We start from the raw sequence: 14,792 nt of genomic DNA on the forward strand, positions 1-14,792 counted from the left end.
GAGCGCGCGTCACAGCCCGAAGCTGCCCGGCCCGCGTCGGCGCAGGTAGCGCTCGAACTCGGCGGCCAGCGCATCGCCGTCCACCTTGGAGACGGCCTCGGACATGTCGACCTCGGCGTCGCCGCGCTCCTCAAGGGTGCGGACGTACTCGGCGATCTCGTCGTCGTCCTTGGTCATCTCGGTGACCGACTCCTCCCAGTCCTCCGCCTGGGACGGCAGCTCGCCGAGCGGCACCTCGATGTCGAGGACGTCCTCGACACGCTGGAGCAGGGCGACGGTGGCCTTGGGGTTCGGCGGCTGGGACACGTAGTGCGGGACCGCCGCCCACAGGGACACTGCCGGAATCCCCGCTTTGACGCACTCGTCCTGCAGAACACCGGTGATGCCGGTCGGGCCCTCGTACCGGGTCTGCTCGAGGTTGAACTGCTCCGCCGACTCGGTGCTGTACGCGGTGCCGGTCACGGGAACGGGCCGGGTGTGGGGCGTGTCGGCAAGCAGTGCGCCGAGAATCACGACCGTCTCGACCCCGAGCTGGTCGATGAACTCGAGCAGGTCGTCGCAGAAGCTCCGCCACCGCATGTTGGGCTCGATACCGCGCAGCAGCACGACGTCGCGGTCGCTGCCGGGAGGCGAACACACCGACAACCTCGTCGACGGCCACTCGATCTCGCGCGTCACACCGTCCACCTGTCGGACCGTCGGGCGGTTGACCTGGTAGTCGTAGTAGTCCTCGGAGTCGAGCTCGGCCAGGGGCGTCGCGTCCCAGATCAGTTCGAGATGCTCCACCGCGCCGCTCGCGGCGTCGCCCGCGTCGTTCCATCCCTCGAACGCCGCGACGAGAATCGGGCTGCGCAGGGTCGGCAGGATCTCGTCCAGGTCGGACTCGTCCGTCGCGGAGTCCTGATCGTCCGCTCCGACACCGGCCACCAGCTCGGCAGCGACGCCGGCGGCGAGGTCTGTCGGGGGGTCCTGGACCACGGGGAGATCGCCCTCGGGCGTTTCTGGCGCACTCACCCGCCCAGCCTACGACCAGAGCTGTCGGGACAGACCACTACGCTTGGGGGCATGCCTGTCGAATTCCGATCACGCCTGCTCGATGCGCTGTCCCAGCGTGTTGTCATCGGCGACGGTGCCATGGGAACGATGCTGCAGGCCGCAGACCTGACGCTGGACGATTTCCGCGGCCTCGAAGGCTGTAACGAGATCCTCAACGACACGCGTCCCGACGTGCTCCGCCAGATCCACCGGGAGTACTTCGAGGCGGGCGCGGACGCCGTCGAGACCAACACCTTCGGGTGCAACCTCCCCAACCTCGCCGACTACGACATCTCGGACCGTATCCGCGAGCTGTCCTACAAGGGAACGATCCTGGCCCGCGAGGTCGCCGACGAGATGGGTACCGGGCGAGACGGCATGGGCCGCTTCGTGCTCGGGTCCATGGGGCCGGGCACCAAACTGCCCACCCTCGGCCACGCCCCGTTCCGGGCGCTGCGCGACGCCTACGCCGAAGCTGCGCTGGGAATGATCGACGGTGGCGCCGACGCCGTCCTGATCGAGACGTGCCAGGACCTGCTCCAGGTGAAGGCCGCCATCCTCGGCAGTCAGGCCGCGATGGAGCAGCTGGGCATCCGCATCCCGATCATCACGCACGTGACGGTCGAGACCACCGGCACGATGTTGCTGGGCAGCGAGATCGGCGCGGCACTGACCGCGATCGAGCCGCTCGGGGTCGACCTGATCGGCCTCAACTGCGCCACGGGCCCCGCCGAGATGAGCGAGCACCTGCGTCACCTCAGCAGGCATGCCACCGTGCCGGTCTCGGTCATGCCCAACGCCGGCCTGCCGCAGCTCGGCCCCAAGGGTGCCGAGTACCCGCTCGGTCCCGACGAGCTGGCCGAAGCGCTCAGCGGCTTCGTCACCGAGTTCGGCCTCTCCCTGGTGGGTGGCTGCTGTGGAACCACCCCGGAGCACATCCGCCAGGTCGCCGACGCGGTGCACGACGCGCGCCGCGGAGTGCGGGACCCGAAGCCCGAGAAGGGTGTCTCGTCTCTCTACGCAGCGGTGCCGTTCGAGCAGGACGCCAGCATCCTCATGATCGGCGAACGCACCAACTCCAACGGTTCGAAGGCGTTCCGTGACGCGATGCTGGCCGAGGACTACCAGAAGTGCCTCGACATCGCGAAGGACCAGACGCGCGACGGCGCGCACATGCTCGATCTCAACGTCGACTACGTCGGCCGCGACGGTGCTGCCGACATGTCGGCTCTGGCCTCGCGCCTGGCCACCTCCTCGACGCTGCCGATCATGCTCGACTCCACCGAGCCCGCAGTCCTGGAGGCCGGGCTCGAGCACCTCGGTGGGCGCAGCGCGGTCAACTCCGTCAACTACGAGGACGGCGACGGGCCCGACTCGCGCTTCCAGCGCATCATGACGCTGGTCAAGCGTCACGGAGCGGCGGTCGTCGCGCTGACGATCGACGAGGAGGGTCAGGCCCGGACGGCTGACTGGAAGATCCGCATCGCGGAGCGGCTCATCGCCGACATCCGCGACAACTGGGGTCTTCCGGAATCGGACATCATCCTCGACACCCTGACGTTCCCCATCTCGACGGGCCAGGAAGAGGTCCGGCGGGACGGCATCGAGACCATCGAGGCCATCCGTCGACTGCACGAGAGTCATCCCGAGGTGCACTTCACCCTGGGTATCTCGAACATCTCGTTCGGCCTCAATCCTGCTGCGAGGCAGGTGCTCAACTCGGTCTTCCTGCACGAGTGCACGGAGGCCGGGCTCGACACGGCCATCGTCCACGCGTCGAAGATCCTCCCCATGGCGCGTATCCCCGAGGAGCAGCGCCAGGTCGCGCTCGACCTCGTGTACGACCGTCGCCGCGAGGGCTACGACCCGTTGCAGGCGCTCATGGCGCTGTTCGAAGGCGTCTCCGCGGCGTCCGCACGCGAGTCGCGGGCGCAGGAACTGGCCGGCCTTCCCTTGTTCGATCGCCTCGAGCGCCGCATCGTCGACGGTGAGCGTGCCGGGCTGGGAGACGATCTCGACGAGGCGATGCAGGAGAAGCCGCCGCTCGCGATCATCAACGAGACGCTGCTGTCCGGCATGAAGACCGTCGGTGAGCTGTTCGGGTCCGGGCAGATGCAGCTTCCGTTCGTGCTGCAGTCCGCCGAGGTGATGAAAGCGGCTGTGGCACACCTCGAGCCGCACATGGAGGCGTCCGACGAGGACGGCAAGGGCCGCATCGTGCTCGCCACCGTCAAGGGCGACGTCCACGACATCGGCAAGAACCTCGTCGACATCATCCTGAGCAACAACGGCTACGAGGTGGTCAATCTCGGGATCAAGCAGCCCATCTCGGCGATTCTCGACGCCGCGGTGGACAAGCGTGCCGACGTCATCGGCATGTCCGGTCTGCTGGTGAAGTCCACGGTGGTCATGAAGGAGAACCTGCTCGAGCTCAACGCCAAGGGCGTCGCCGAGAAGTTCCCCGTCATGCTCGGTGGCGCAGCGCTCACCCGGTCCTATGTCGAGAACGATCTCGCCGAGGTCTACGAGGGTGAGGTGTCGTACGCGCGTGACGCGTTCGAGGGCCTGCGCCTGATGGACACGATCATGAACACCAAACGCGGTGTGGCGCCGGCTCCCGACAGCGAGGAGGCGCTCGCCGCTCAGCAGAAGACCGCGGAGCGCAAGGAGCGGCACGAGCGGTCCCGGCGCATCGCCGAGAAGCGCAAGGCCACGGAGACACCGGTCGTCGTTCCCGAGCGCTCCGACGTCTCTGTCGAGAAGGAGCTTCCGGCGCCGCCGTTCTGGGGCAGCAGGATCGTCAAGGGCATCTCGCTGTCCGAGTACTCGGGGCTTCTCGACGAGCGTGCCCTGTTCCTCGGTCAGTGGGGTCTGCGCGGCGCACGCGCCGGTGAGGGCCCGTCCTACGAGGACCTGGTGGAGACCGAGGGCCGTCCGCGCCTGCGGTACTGGCTCGACCGCCTCAGCACCGACGGCATCCTCGCGCACGCGGCACTGGTGTACGGGTACTTCCCGGCAGTGTCCGAGGGTGACGACGTGGTGGTCCTCGAGTCCCCGGAACCCGATGCGGCGGAGCGCTTCCGGTTCACGTTCCCGCGCCAGGACCGCGGCAGGTTCCTCTGCATCGCGGACTTCGTGCGGTCGCGAGACCTCGCCCGTGAGACGGGGGTGGTCGACGTCCTGCCGATGAACCTGGTGACGATGGGTCAGCCCATCGCCGACTTCGCCAACGAGCTCTTCAAGGCGGATGCGTACCGCGACTACCTCGAGGTGCACGGCATCGGCGTGCAGCTCACCGAGGCGCTCGCGGAGTACTGGCATCGCCGCGTCCGCGAGGAACTGGTGCTGCCCAGCGGCCGCTCCCTCGTGGATCAGGATCCGTCCGACGTGGAGGGGTACTTCAAGCTCGAGTACCGCGGTGCCCGGTACTCGTTCGGGTACGGCGCGTGCCCCGATCTGGAGGACCGCATCAAGCTCGTCGCGATGCTCGAACCCCAGCGTATCGGGGTGGATCTGTCCGACGAGTTGCAGTTGCACCCCGAGCAGTCGACGGATGCGTTCGTGCTGCACCACCCGGAGGCGAAGTACTTCAATGTCTAGCGGGCAGGCCGGAGGCCGGTCGGAGTTGAGCGGGCAGGCCGGAGGCCGGTCGGATGTCTGAGCTCCAGGCCGTCTTGTTCGACATGGACGGGACGCTGTTGGACTCGGAGCGCCTGTGGGACATCGCGGTGTACGAGCTGTCCGAGTCCCTCGGGCGCGAGCTCACTCCGGAGGTGCGGGAGTCGACTCTGGGCAATTCGATGATGGGTGCGCTGGCGAAGGTCTACGCGCACGTGGGACGGGAGGCGTCGCCGGAGAACCTGGCGGAGTCCGCTGCCTGGCTCAACGGCCGTGTTGTCGAGCTGTTCGCGGGTGGTCTGCCGTGGCGTCCGGGTGCGGAGGCGGCGCTGGATCTGGTGCAGTCGGCCGGTCTGGGGTGTGCCCTCGTCACCAACACCGAGCGCATGCTGACGGAGATCGCGCTCGAGACGCTGGGCCGTCACCGCTTCGGCGCGACCGTGTGTGGCGACGAGGTGACGCACGCGAAGCCCGCTCCCGATCCGTACCGCCGGGGCGCAGAGCTGCTCGGTGTCGACACGGCGTCGTGCGTCGCCGTCGAGGATTCGCCCACGGGAACCGAGTCCGCCGTCTCGGCGGGATGCGCCGTCGTGGTGGTGCCCTCCGAGGTGCAGGTGCCCAGCGGACCGGGCCGTACGTTCCGCACCACCCTCGAGGGGCTCACCCTCGACGATCTCCGGTCTGCGCGCGCCGGGGGACACTGATAGCGGTCCGCGGGCCGCGTCGTGGAACAATCATCACCCGTGAAGAACTTCGAGTCCCTGTTCGCCGAGCTCACCGACCGCGCTGCCACCAGGCCCGAGGGCTCGGGCACCGTCGCCGCGTTGGACGCGGGTGTGCATCAGCAGGGCAAGAAGATCCTCGAGGAGGCCGGCGAGGTGTGGATCGCCGCGGAGCACGAGACGGACGAGGCGCTGGCCGAGGAGATCTCGCAGCTCCTGTACTGGATCCAGGTGTTGATGGTCGGGAAGAACCTCTCCCTCGAGGATGTCTACCGACATCTGTGAGCGGACCGACCCACTTCCACCGCCACCGATCTTCCCGCACCCCAGGAGTCCCACCATGCTTCGCGTCGCCGTCCCCAACAAAGGTTCCCTGTCCGAGCTCGCCGGAGAGATTCTGAGCGAGGCGGGCTACCGTCGCCGCGCCGATTCCCGCGATCTCACCGTGCTCGACAACGCCAACAACGTCGAGTTCTTCTTCCTCCGTCCCAAGGACATCGCCATCTACGTGGGCTCGGGTGAGCTCGATCTCGGCATCACCGGCCGGGATCTGTCGCTCGATTCTGGCGCACCCGTGACCGAGCGGCTCGCACTCGGATTCGGCAACAGCACCTTCCGCTACGCCGCGCCGGCCGGCAAGGAGTGGACCCCGAACGATCTGGCGGGGCTCCGCATCGCCACGTCGTACCCCAACCTGGTCCGCCGGGACCTCGCGGCGCGGGGCCTCGAGGCCACCGTGATCCGTCTGGACGGAGCCGTCGAGATCTCCATCCAGTTGGGTGTCGCCGATGCGATCGCCGACGTCGTGGGCTCGGGACGCACACTGCGCCAACACAACCTGGTGGCGTTCGGTGAATCCCTGTGCGATTCAGAGGGCGTGCTCATCGAGCAGGCGGGCTCGCCCGTCGACGACAAGGCGCGCAACCAGCTCATCGCGCGCGTCCAGGGCGTCGTCTTCGCCCAGCAGTACCTGATGCTCGACTACGACTGCCCGCGCAGCATCCTCGACGACGCCGTCAAGATCACGCCCGGCCTCGAGTCGCCGACGCTGTCCCCGCTCGCGGACGAGGCGTGGGTGGCCATTCGTGCCATGGTTCCGCGCAAGGGACACAACGCCGTGATGGACGAGCTCGCCGAGCTCGGCGCCAAGGCGATTCTCGCGTCCGACATCCGGTCGTGCCGCGCATTCTGACGCGTCCGCTCCGCTGTGATCGGTCCCAGTAGTTTCTGATCGGTACCGACCAGTCTCCTCTCGTCGCTAGAGTCGCGTCGTCGAGAGGATCCGTCATGACCGTCGTCGATTCTGCGAGCCCCGACCTGCTGGTCTCGCTCGCCGCTGCACTCACCGGAACACTGTCGCGTCCGGGGGAGCCCGGGTACGAGCGGTCGGTGCCGTGGAACGTCGCTGTCCCCGTCGATCCGGTGGCAGTCGTCGCGGCCGCCACCGCGGACGACGTCGCCGCCACCGTGCGGGCAGCGCGCGAGGCCGGGCTTCGCGTGGCCGTACAGGCCACCGGACACGGGGCGGTGCGCATCGGTCCGGACACGATTCTGGTCCTCACCGGTGATCTCGACGAACTGACGATCGATCCCGACACGCGCGTCGCCCGGCTCGGCGCCGGGGTCCGGTGGCACCAGGTTCTCGACGCCGGCGCGCCGTCCGGCTCAGCGCCGCTGTGTGGGTCGTCGCCGAACACCGGCGTCACGGGATTTCTGACCGGTGGGGGAATCGGGCCGGTGGCTCGGACGTACGGGGTCTCGTCGAGTCGTGTACGCGCGTTCGATCTCGTCACGGGCGACGGCACACTGCGCCGGGTGACACCGGACAGCGACGCCGATCTCTTCCGCGGCCTGTGTGGGGGCAAGTCGACACTCGGCATCGTCACCGCGGTCGAGACGGAGCTGCTGCCGATCGCCGAGTTCTACGCGGGCGCACTGTATTACGACGGCCGGCACGCGGCGGCGGTACTCGAGGCGTGGCGGGTGTGGAGCGCCACGCTGACCGAGGAGCACAACACCTCGCTCGCGTTCCTCCAGCTTCCACCGCTGCCCGGCGTGCCGGAACCGTTGGCCGGGAAGTTCGTGGTCGCGGTGCGTTTCGCATCGGTCGCGGAGCCGGGGATCGCAGCCGACGTTCTCGCACCGATGCGCGCTGCGGCCCCGACCGTCATCGACACGGTCACGACCATTCCGTACGCGGCGGTGGGGTCGGTGCATGCAGACCCGGTGGATCCGATGCCGACACGTGAGGCCACGACGATGCTCCGCGTGTTCGACGAGGAGGCGGCAGCGACCGTGTTGGTCATGACCGGCCCCGCGTCGAGTTCACCGCAGGTGATCGTGGAGCTGAGGCTGCTCGGCGGCGCTCTCGGCCGGCCGGGACCGCATCCCGACGTGTACTGCCATCGCGAGGCCGCCTACAGCCTCCTGTGCATCGGAGTGCTGGCGCCTCCCGTCGCCGATGCGGTGATCGCGCACGGCGAGGCAGTCGTGGAGGCTCTGGCACCGTGGTCGACCGGTGGCGCGTTGCCCAACTTCGCGGCGTCCGACGACCCCGCTCACCTCGCACGGGTCTACGACGAGGACACCCGGGCCTGGCTCGGAGCCCTGGCCGAACAGCACGATCCCGCGGGGATCTTCCGCGTCGGACAGGTGGTCCGGCTCGGCTGATCCGGTGTGGAGACGTCAGGGGCGAGCGCGCACCTCGAGTGTCTGGAACGTGCGGCCCACCGACCCCGTCGCGTCGTACAACGTCGAGGTGCACAGCCCGATGCCGTCGTCGCCGATCGCGGTGCGGGCCTGCACACCCACCCATTCGCCGACGGGTTCGCGCACGATCTGCACCGTCAGATCGGTGTTGAGGAACGTCCACTCCGTCGGATCGAGAAGCGCCGCGACGCCGTTGGCGATGTCCGCCACGGCGAACAGTCCGACGATCGGCGACGTCTGCTCGCCGGCCACCACGGGATACCTCGGACGTGCCCACACCCGGCCGGGCTCCGACGCCGTCACCGGGCGGGCGCCCCGGAACTCGAGACTGTCGAGGAACCCGCCGTGCCAGTGGTCCGGAAATGCCCACCCGGCCTCGGACTCGTCCGGACCGGGCACCAGCGGTGGATCGAGAGTCTGTTCGGCCGCCGAGGTGTCGGTCATCGCCACGCGCCAGGCCGTGGCACGCGCGACCGCCCTGGTCGACCCGTCGGGCAGATCCGCGACGAGGTCGGCCGACAGCATGGCCACCCGGCGACCGGGGCGTTCCACACGGGCCTGCACGGTGAGTTCTCCGACGGGCACCGGCCCGAGGATCTCCATCGTCACCCGCGCGAGCCGGGTGCCCGGCACCGGCGAACACTGCTCCAGTGCTCGCGCGAGCAGCGCCGACGGGGGAGCGCCGTGTTGCATGCTCTCCGCCCACACACTCGTGGTGAGCCGCGTGGCGCGATAGCGATCGGTTTCCCTCGACACGGACGAAGAGTGCATCCTCGCTCACGCCGTGACCTCCGTCGGCTCGCTCGGCCACCCCGGGTACTCGGGCGGAGTGCCGCCGAAGGACGGGCACAGGGCCTGGAAGTCGCACCACCCACACAGCTTTCCGGGCTTGGGGCGGAAGTCGCCCGTCTCGCCGGCGGACCGAATGGCCGTCCAGATGGCGGACAGCGTCCGTTCGAACCGGCGGAGCTCGTCCTCGTCCGGGGCGTAGGTGAGAATCTGGCTGTCCTTCAGGAACAGCAGGCGCAGCTGCGCGGGAACGATGCCGCGCGTGCGCATCAGCACCACCGCGTAGAACTTCATCTGGAACAACGCCTTGGCCTCGGCGATCTCGCGCGGCGCCTTGCCCGTCTTGTAGTCGACGACGCGCAGCTGCCCGGTGGGCGCGACGTCGATGCGGTCGATGTAGCCACGCAACAGCACGCCGTCGTCCAGTTCGGTCTCGACGAGCTGCTCGCACGACTCGGGGTCGAACCGTGTGGGGTCCTCGAGCGAGTAGTAGGACGCCACGAGCGACTGCGCCTCGGCGACGAACTTCTCGCGCTCGTGCTCCTCGACGAGATCGGCCGCGTACTCGTGCGACACGACCATGGCGTCCCATTCCTCCCGCACGAGGGTGCCGGCCCGCGTCGAGACCCGGTCCGCCGCGGGCAACGCGTAGAGCGACTCGAGGGCGGAGTGCACGAGGGTGCCGCGCAACTGCGCCTTCGACGGCGGTGCGGGCAGGCGGTCGATGGCCCGGAACCGGTAGAGCAGGGGGCACTGCTTGTAATCCGCTGCGCGCGAGGGCGACAACGCGGGACGACGGCGAGGACGGTCGGGTGCCGCCGCGGCGACGTCGGTGACGACGGGGTCTTCGGTCGAGATGCTCACGGCGCCGACACTATGCCCGCTCACCGACACGATCCGGTATCTGCCCTACAGTTCCCCGGGGCGCGTCGCGCCCCGAGAGCGCCCCGCTTCGTGGGCGGGACCAGAGTGCACCGGAAAGAGGACCACCCGTGGAACCGACCGACACCGACACGTCTGCGCGCGCGAGCGGACCGTTCCGCGTCGGTGATCGCGTGCAGCTCACCGACGCCAAGGGGCGGCACTACACGGTGGTGCTCGACGCGGCCAAGGAATTCCACACCCACCGCGGCGGGATCCGCCACGACGATCTGATCGGTGTCGACGAGGGCAGCGTCGTGAAGTCGACGAACGGCACCCCGTATCTCGCTCTGCGCCCGCTTCTCGTCGACTACGTGCTGTCGATGCCGCGCGGCGCGCAGGTCATCTACCCCAAGGACGCCGCCCAGATCGTGCACGAGGGCGACGTCTTCCCGGGTGCCCGCGTGCTCGAGGCCGGCGCCGGTTCCGGCGCCCTGACGTGTTCGCTGCTGCGTGCCGTCGGTCCGCAGGGGCGCGTCATCTCCTACGAGGTGCGCGAGGACCACGCCGTGCACGCGGTGCGCAACGTGGAGACCTTCTTCGGCGAGCGGCCGGAGAACTGGGACCTGGTGATCGACGACGTCGCCGCGTTCGACGTCGCGCGTCACGAGGGCATGGTCGACCGGGTGGTGCTGGACATGCTGGCGCCGTGGGACGCACTCGACGCCGTCGCCGGTGCGCTGGTTCCGGGCGGCGTGCTGATCGTCTACGTGGCCACCGTCACGCAGTTGTCCAAGGTCGTCGAGGCCCTGCGTGCGCAGGAGTGCTGGACCGAGCCGCGGTCGTGGGAGTCGATCGTGCGGGGGTGGCACGTCGTCGGGCTGGCAGTGCGACCCGAGCACCGCATGCAGGGGCACACCGCGTTCCTGGTCAGTGCGCGTCGTCTGGCCGAGGGCACCGTCACCCCGAAACCGCAGCGACGGGCCGGCAAGACCCCCACCGAACCCGCCTGACACCGGGGGTTCATGCACCGACCGTGTGCCGTTCGTCCGCTGTCTGTCGGTGGTCGGTGACAGTGTCTGACCACGGTCGTCACACACGTTTGCGTTTCGCCCGGTAGCGTTGAGAAATCGCTTTGGGAGGAGTCCTGCATGAGCCCTACAGACAACCCGGACCAGTCCGCAGTCCTGGCCGAACTCGATGCCCTGCGAGCCGAGGCCACCGTCCTGCGCCGACAACTCGACGCTTCCCGTGGGGGTGCGCCGTCGGCGGACACCCGTAACACCGACGTGCGTGATCTCGAGTCGCGGGTCGACTCGCTCTCCACGCGCAACACGAAGCTGATGGAGACGCTCAGGGAGGCGCGCCAGCAGCTCATCGCCCTGCGCGAGGAGGTCGACCGGCTCGGCGCACCGCCCAGCGGTTACGGCGTCCTGGTGCACACCTACGACGACGCGACGGTGGACGTGTTCACCTCGGGCCGCAAGATGCGCCTGACGTGCTCGCCGAACGTCGACGCCACCGCACTCCGGCCCGGCCAGACCGTGCGTCTGAACGAGGCCCTCACCATCGTCGAGGCGTGTGAATTCGAACGCGTCGGCGAGATCAGCTCCCTTCGCGAGATCCTCGAGGACGGCAAGCGCGCCCTCGTCGTCGGCCACGCCGACGAGGAACGTGTCGTGTGGTTGGCGACTCCGCTGCAGGAGATGGCCGACGACGAGGCACCGGAGGATCCGGACGGGCCGTCGCGCCGCCTGCGCCCCGGCGACTCGTTGCTGGTCGACACCAAGGCCGGCTACGCCTTCGAGCGCATTCCCAAGGCCGAGGTCGAGGACCTCGTGCTCGAGGAGGTCCCCGACGTCGGCTACGAGGACATCGGCGGCCTCGGGCGGCAGATCGAGCAGATCCGCGACGCCGTGGAACTGCCCTTCCTGCACAAGGATCTGTTCCGTGAGTACTCGCTGCGCCCGCCCAAGGGTGTGTTGCTCTACGGGCCTCCCGGCTGCGGCAAGACACTCATCGCCAAGGCGGTCGCCAACTCACTGGCGAAGAAGATCGCCGAGGCACGGGGGCAGGACGCACGCGACGCGAAGTCCTACTTCCTCAACATCAAGGGCCCCGAGCTGCTCAACAAGTTCGTCGGTGAGACCGAGCGCCACATCCGGTTGATCTTCCAGCGGGCTCGCGAGAAGGCGTCGGAGGGCACTCCCGTCATCGTGTTCTTCGACGAGATGGACTCCATCTTCCGTACCCGTGGGTCGGGCGTCTCGTCCGACGTGGAGACCACCGTCGTTCCTCAGCTGCTGGCCGAGATCGACGGTGTCGAGGGCCTCGAGAACGTCATCGTGATCGGTGCGTCCAACCGCGAGGACATGATCGACCCGGCCATTCTGCGCCCGGGCCGTCTGGACGTGAAGATCAAGATCGAGCGGCCGGACGCCGAGTCCGCGCTCGACATCTTCTCGAAATATCTCGACGACTCGCTGCCCGTCAACGCCGACGATCTCGCGGAGTTCGGCGGCGATCGCGCCGCCTGCATCCGCGGCATGATCGAACGCGTCGTCGAGCGCATGTACGCCGAGAGCGACGACAACCGATTCCTCGAGGTCACCTATGCCAACGGTGACAAGGAGGTCCTGTACTTCAAGGACTTCAACTCGGGCGCGATGATCCAGAACATCGTCGACCGCGCGAAGAAGTACGCCATCAAGTCGGTGCTCGACACCGGGACACCGGGTCTGCGCGTCGGACACCTCTTCGACTCCATCGTCGACGAGTTCGCCGAGAACGAAGATCTGCCCAACACCACCAATCCCGATGACTGGGCGCGCATCTCGGGCAAGAAGGGTGAGCGGATCGTCTACATCCGCACGCTCGTCACCGGTAAGAACGCCAGTGCGAGCCGCTCGATCGACACCGAGTCGAACACGGGTCAGTACCTCTGACCGCCCACCTGTAGCAGCGCCGAGACGATCACGCGGGTGTCCGGAACGAAGGGCCACGCGGGATCGTCCAGGTGTGTCAGCACCTCGACGTCCGACCACCACCAGCCGTCCGCGATCTCGGACGGCTGGTGGTGCATCGGTCCGTCGTGACGCACCTCGTACGCGAACAGGTGGCAGCGCACCGTCGCAGCGCCGGATCGTCCCGTCCAGCGGCCGACCACCGGGTCGCCCGTCACGTCCGCTACGACGCCGAGTTCCTCGGCGAGTTCTCGCGAGGCGGTCTGTCGAGGGTCCTCCCCGGCATCGACGACCCCACCGGCCAGAACGTCGTGCATCCCCGCGAACACCGACTTGGTCGTCGTGCGGCGGTGGACGTACACGCGTGACCCGTCGGTGGATCGCACCAGCACGCCGGCACTCGCGTGCCACAGGCCGCGCTCGTACACCTCGGTGCGCGGCGCTTCGCCCACCACGTGGCCACGCTCGTCGTACACGGCCACGATCTCGTCGTCAGGCATGCGTCACCGCTCCCACTCGATCAGGGGTCACAGGGTCGATAGCCTAGGGTCGAGAGCATGCAGCGCATCATCGGCATCGAGGTCGAGTACGGAATTTCCTCTCCTACCGAGCCTTCCGCCAATCCGATCCTGACATCCACCCAGGCGGTGCTGGCGTACGCCGCCGCGGCGGGTGTGCCGCGGGCCAAGCGGACGCGCTGGGACTACGAGGTGGAATCGCCGCTGCGTGACGCACGCGGGTTCGACCTGGGCCGGTTCAGTGGCCCGGCGCCGATCATCGACGCCGACGAGGTCGGCGCGGCCAACATGATCCTCACCAACGGCGCGCGTCTCTACGTCGACCACGCCCACCCGGAGTACTCCGCACCGGAGGTGCGCGATCCGCTCGACGCCGTCATCTGGGACAAGGCGGGGGAGCGCGTCATGGAAGCGGCTGCGCGCCATGCCTCGAGCGTGCCCGGCGCCCCGCGCCTGCAGTTGTACAAGAACAACGTCGACGGCAAGGGCGCGTCCTACGGCACCCACGAGAACTACCTGATGTCTCGCGAGACCCCGTTCTCCGCGATCATCGCCGGGCTCTCGCCGTTCTTCGCCTCCCGCCAGGTGTTCACCGGCTCGGGCCGCGTCGGCATCGGTCAGTCCGGCGACGAGCCCGGATTCCAGCTCTCGCAGCGCGCCGACTACATCGAGGTCGAGGTGGGCCTCGAGACGACGCTCAAGCGCGGCATCATCAACACCCGCGACGAGCCGCACGCCGACGCCGACAAGTACCGGCGCCTGCACGTGATCATCGGTGACGCCAACCTCGCCGAGATGGCGACCTATCTCAAGGTCGGAACGACGGCCCTGGTGCTCGACATCGTCGAGGCCGGCGTGGACCTGTCCGATCTGCAGCTGGCCCGTCCGGTGACGGCGGTGCACCAGATCAGTCACGACCCGACGCTGCGCCGGACGGTCGCGCTCGCGGACGGTCGCGAGCTGACGGCGTTGGCACTGCAGCGCATCTACCTCGAGCGCGTCTCCGCGCATCTCGACGCACAGGGCGAGAAGGATCCGCGCGCCGCCGACGTGGTCGAGAAGTGGGCGATGATCCTCGACAAGCTCGAGCGCGACCCGATGGACTGCGCGTCCCTCCTCGACTGGCCGGCGAAACTGCGGCTGCTCGAAGGGTTCCGCAACCGCGAGGGACTCGGCTGGTCGGCGCCGCGACTGCACCTCGTGGACCTGCAGTACTCGGACGTCCGCCTCGACAAGGGTCTCTACAACCGGCTCGTCGCGCGCGGATCGATGGAACGGCTGGTCTCCGAGCAGGACGTCATGGACGCCGTCTCGAACCCCCCGACCGACACCCGCGCGTACTTCCGCGGCGAGTGCCTCCGCAAGTTCGGCCGCGACATCGCGGCCGCGAGCTGGGACTCGGTCATCTTCGACCTCGGTGGAGACTCGCTGGTGCGTATCCCCACCCTCGAGCCACTGCGGGGGAGCAAGGCCCACGTCGGTGCTCTGCTCGAATCGGTGGACTCGGCCGCAGAACTGGTGGACCAGCTCACCACCTGACGGTCCGCCCGTGCCGGACGTACGGTGGGTTGTCACCC

The 14,792-nt window shown here is 68.5% G+C and carries 12 protein-coding genes; 8 read left to right on the forward strand and 4 right to left on the reverse strand.

The features are described 5' to 3' along the window. Positions 1 to 9: 9 nt before the first annotated feature. Complete coding sequence (locus QE449_RS11965; protein WP_197027772.1) at positions 10 to 876, reverse strand: PAC2 family protein; 867 nt, start codon at positions 874 to 876, stop codon at positions 10 to 12. A 189-nt stretch (positions 877 to 1,065) separates the two neighbouring features. On the opposite strand from QE449_RS11965, the gene metH reads away from it, so the two are divergent. The 5 genes from metH (at position 1,066) to QE449_RS11990 (ending at position 8,045) form a co-directional block, all read left to right on the forward strand. Then, positions 1,066 to 4,635 (forward strand): methionine synthase, encoded by a 3,570-nt coding sequence (gene metH / locus QE449_RS11970; protein ID WP_307108872.1) that lies wholly within the window; start codon positions 1,066 to 1,068, stop codon positions 4,633 to 4,635. A 53-nt stretch (positions 4,636 to 4,688) separates the two neighbouring features. Then, the gene (locus QE449_RS11975) at positions 4,689 to 5,357 is read left to right on the forward strand and encodes an HAD family phosphatase (protein WP_056444592.1); all 669 of its coding nucleotides are present in this window, start codon (positions 4,689 to 4,691) and stop codon (positions 5,355 to 5,357) included. A gap of 39 nt (positions 5,358 to 5,396) precedes the next feature. Then, entirely contained in the window at positions 5,397 to 5,660 is a 264-nt protein-coding gene (locus QE449_RS11980) for a phosphoribosyl-ATP diphosphatase (RefSeq protein ID WP_027505348.1), read from the forward strand. Positions 5,661 to 5,715: 55 nt separating this feature from the next. After that, on the forward strand, positions 5,716 to 6,567 hold the full coding sequence (gene hisG / locus QE449_RS11985) for an ATP phosphoribosyltransferase (RefSeq protein ID WP_027505349.1): 852 nt from the start codon (positions 5,716 to 5,718) through the stop codon (positions 6,565 to 6,567). Between the two features lie 95 nt (positions 6,568 to 6,662). Then, positions 6,663 to 8,045 carry an FAD-binding oxidoreductase gene (locus QE449_RS11990; RefSeq protein WP_307108873.1) on the forward strand — a complete coding sequence of 461 codons (1,383 nt, stop codon included), beginning with the start codon at positions 6,663 to 6,665 and terminating at the stop codon, positions 8,043 to 8,045. Between the two features lie 15 nt (positions 8,046 to 8,060). Here the strand turns inward: QE449_RS11990 and QE449_RS11995 are convergent, their stop codons facing one another. Together QE449_RS11995 and QE449_RS12000 are read right to left on the reverse strand one after the other, a co-directional pair. Next, positions 8,061 to 8,840 (reverse strand): thioesterase family protein, encoded by a 780-nt coding sequence (locus QE449_RS11995; protein ID WP_307108874.1) that lies wholly within the window; start codon positions 8,838 to 8,840, stop codon positions 8,061 to 8,063. Between the two features lie 21 nt (positions 8,841 to 8,861). Beyond that, positions 8,862 to 9,737 (reverse strand): RecB family exonuclease, encoded by an 876-nt coding sequence (locus QE449_RS12000; protein WP_373428291.1) that lies wholly within the window; start codon positions 9,735 to 9,737, stop codon positions 8,862 to 8,864. A 128-nt stretch (positions 9,738 to 9,865) separates the two neighbouring features. Here QE449_RS12000 and QE449_RS12005 point away from each other — a divergent pair, with 128 nt between their 5' ends. Next, positions 9,866 to 10,747 (forward strand): tRNA (adenine-N1)-methyltransferase, encoded by an 882-nt coding sequence (locus QE449_RS12005; protein ID WP_027505353.1) that lies wholly within the window; start codon positions 9,866 to 9,868, stop codon positions 10,745 to 10,747. 138 nt (positions 10,748 to 10,885) lie between these two features. Next, the gene (gene arc / locus QE449_RS12010) at positions 10,886 to 12,679 is read left to right on the forward strand and encodes a proteasome ATPase (protein ID WP_307108875.1); all 1,794 of its coding nucleotides are present in this window, start codon (positions 10,886 to 10,888) and stop codon (positions 12,677 to 12,679) included. On the opposite strand, the gene QE449_RS12015 is transcribed toward arc, so the two are convergent. After that, positions 12,667 to 13,197, reverse strand: a complete 531-nt coding sequence (locus tag QE449_RS12015; protein WP_056444586.1) for an NUDIX domain-containing protein — start codon at positions 13,195 to 13,197, stop codon at positions 12,667 to 12,669. The genes arc and QE449_RS12015 overlap by 13 nt on opposite strands. Positions 13,198 to 13,254: 57 nt before the next feature. On the opposite strand from QE449_RS12015, the gene dop reads away from it, so the two are divergent. Then, positions 13,255 to 14,754, forward strand: coding sequence for a depupylase/deamidase Dop (gene dop / locus QE449_RS12020; protein ID WP_027505356.1), 1,500 nt, complete (start codon positions 13,255 to 13,257; stop codon positions 14,752 to 14,754). The last annotated feature ends 38 nt before the right edge of the window (positions 14,755 to 14,792 follow it).

This window comes from Rhodococcus sp. SORGH_AS_0303, from assembly GCF_030819335.1.
Lineage (GTDB): Bacteria > Actinomycetota > Actinomycetes > Mycobacteriales > Mycobacteriaceae > Rhodococcoides.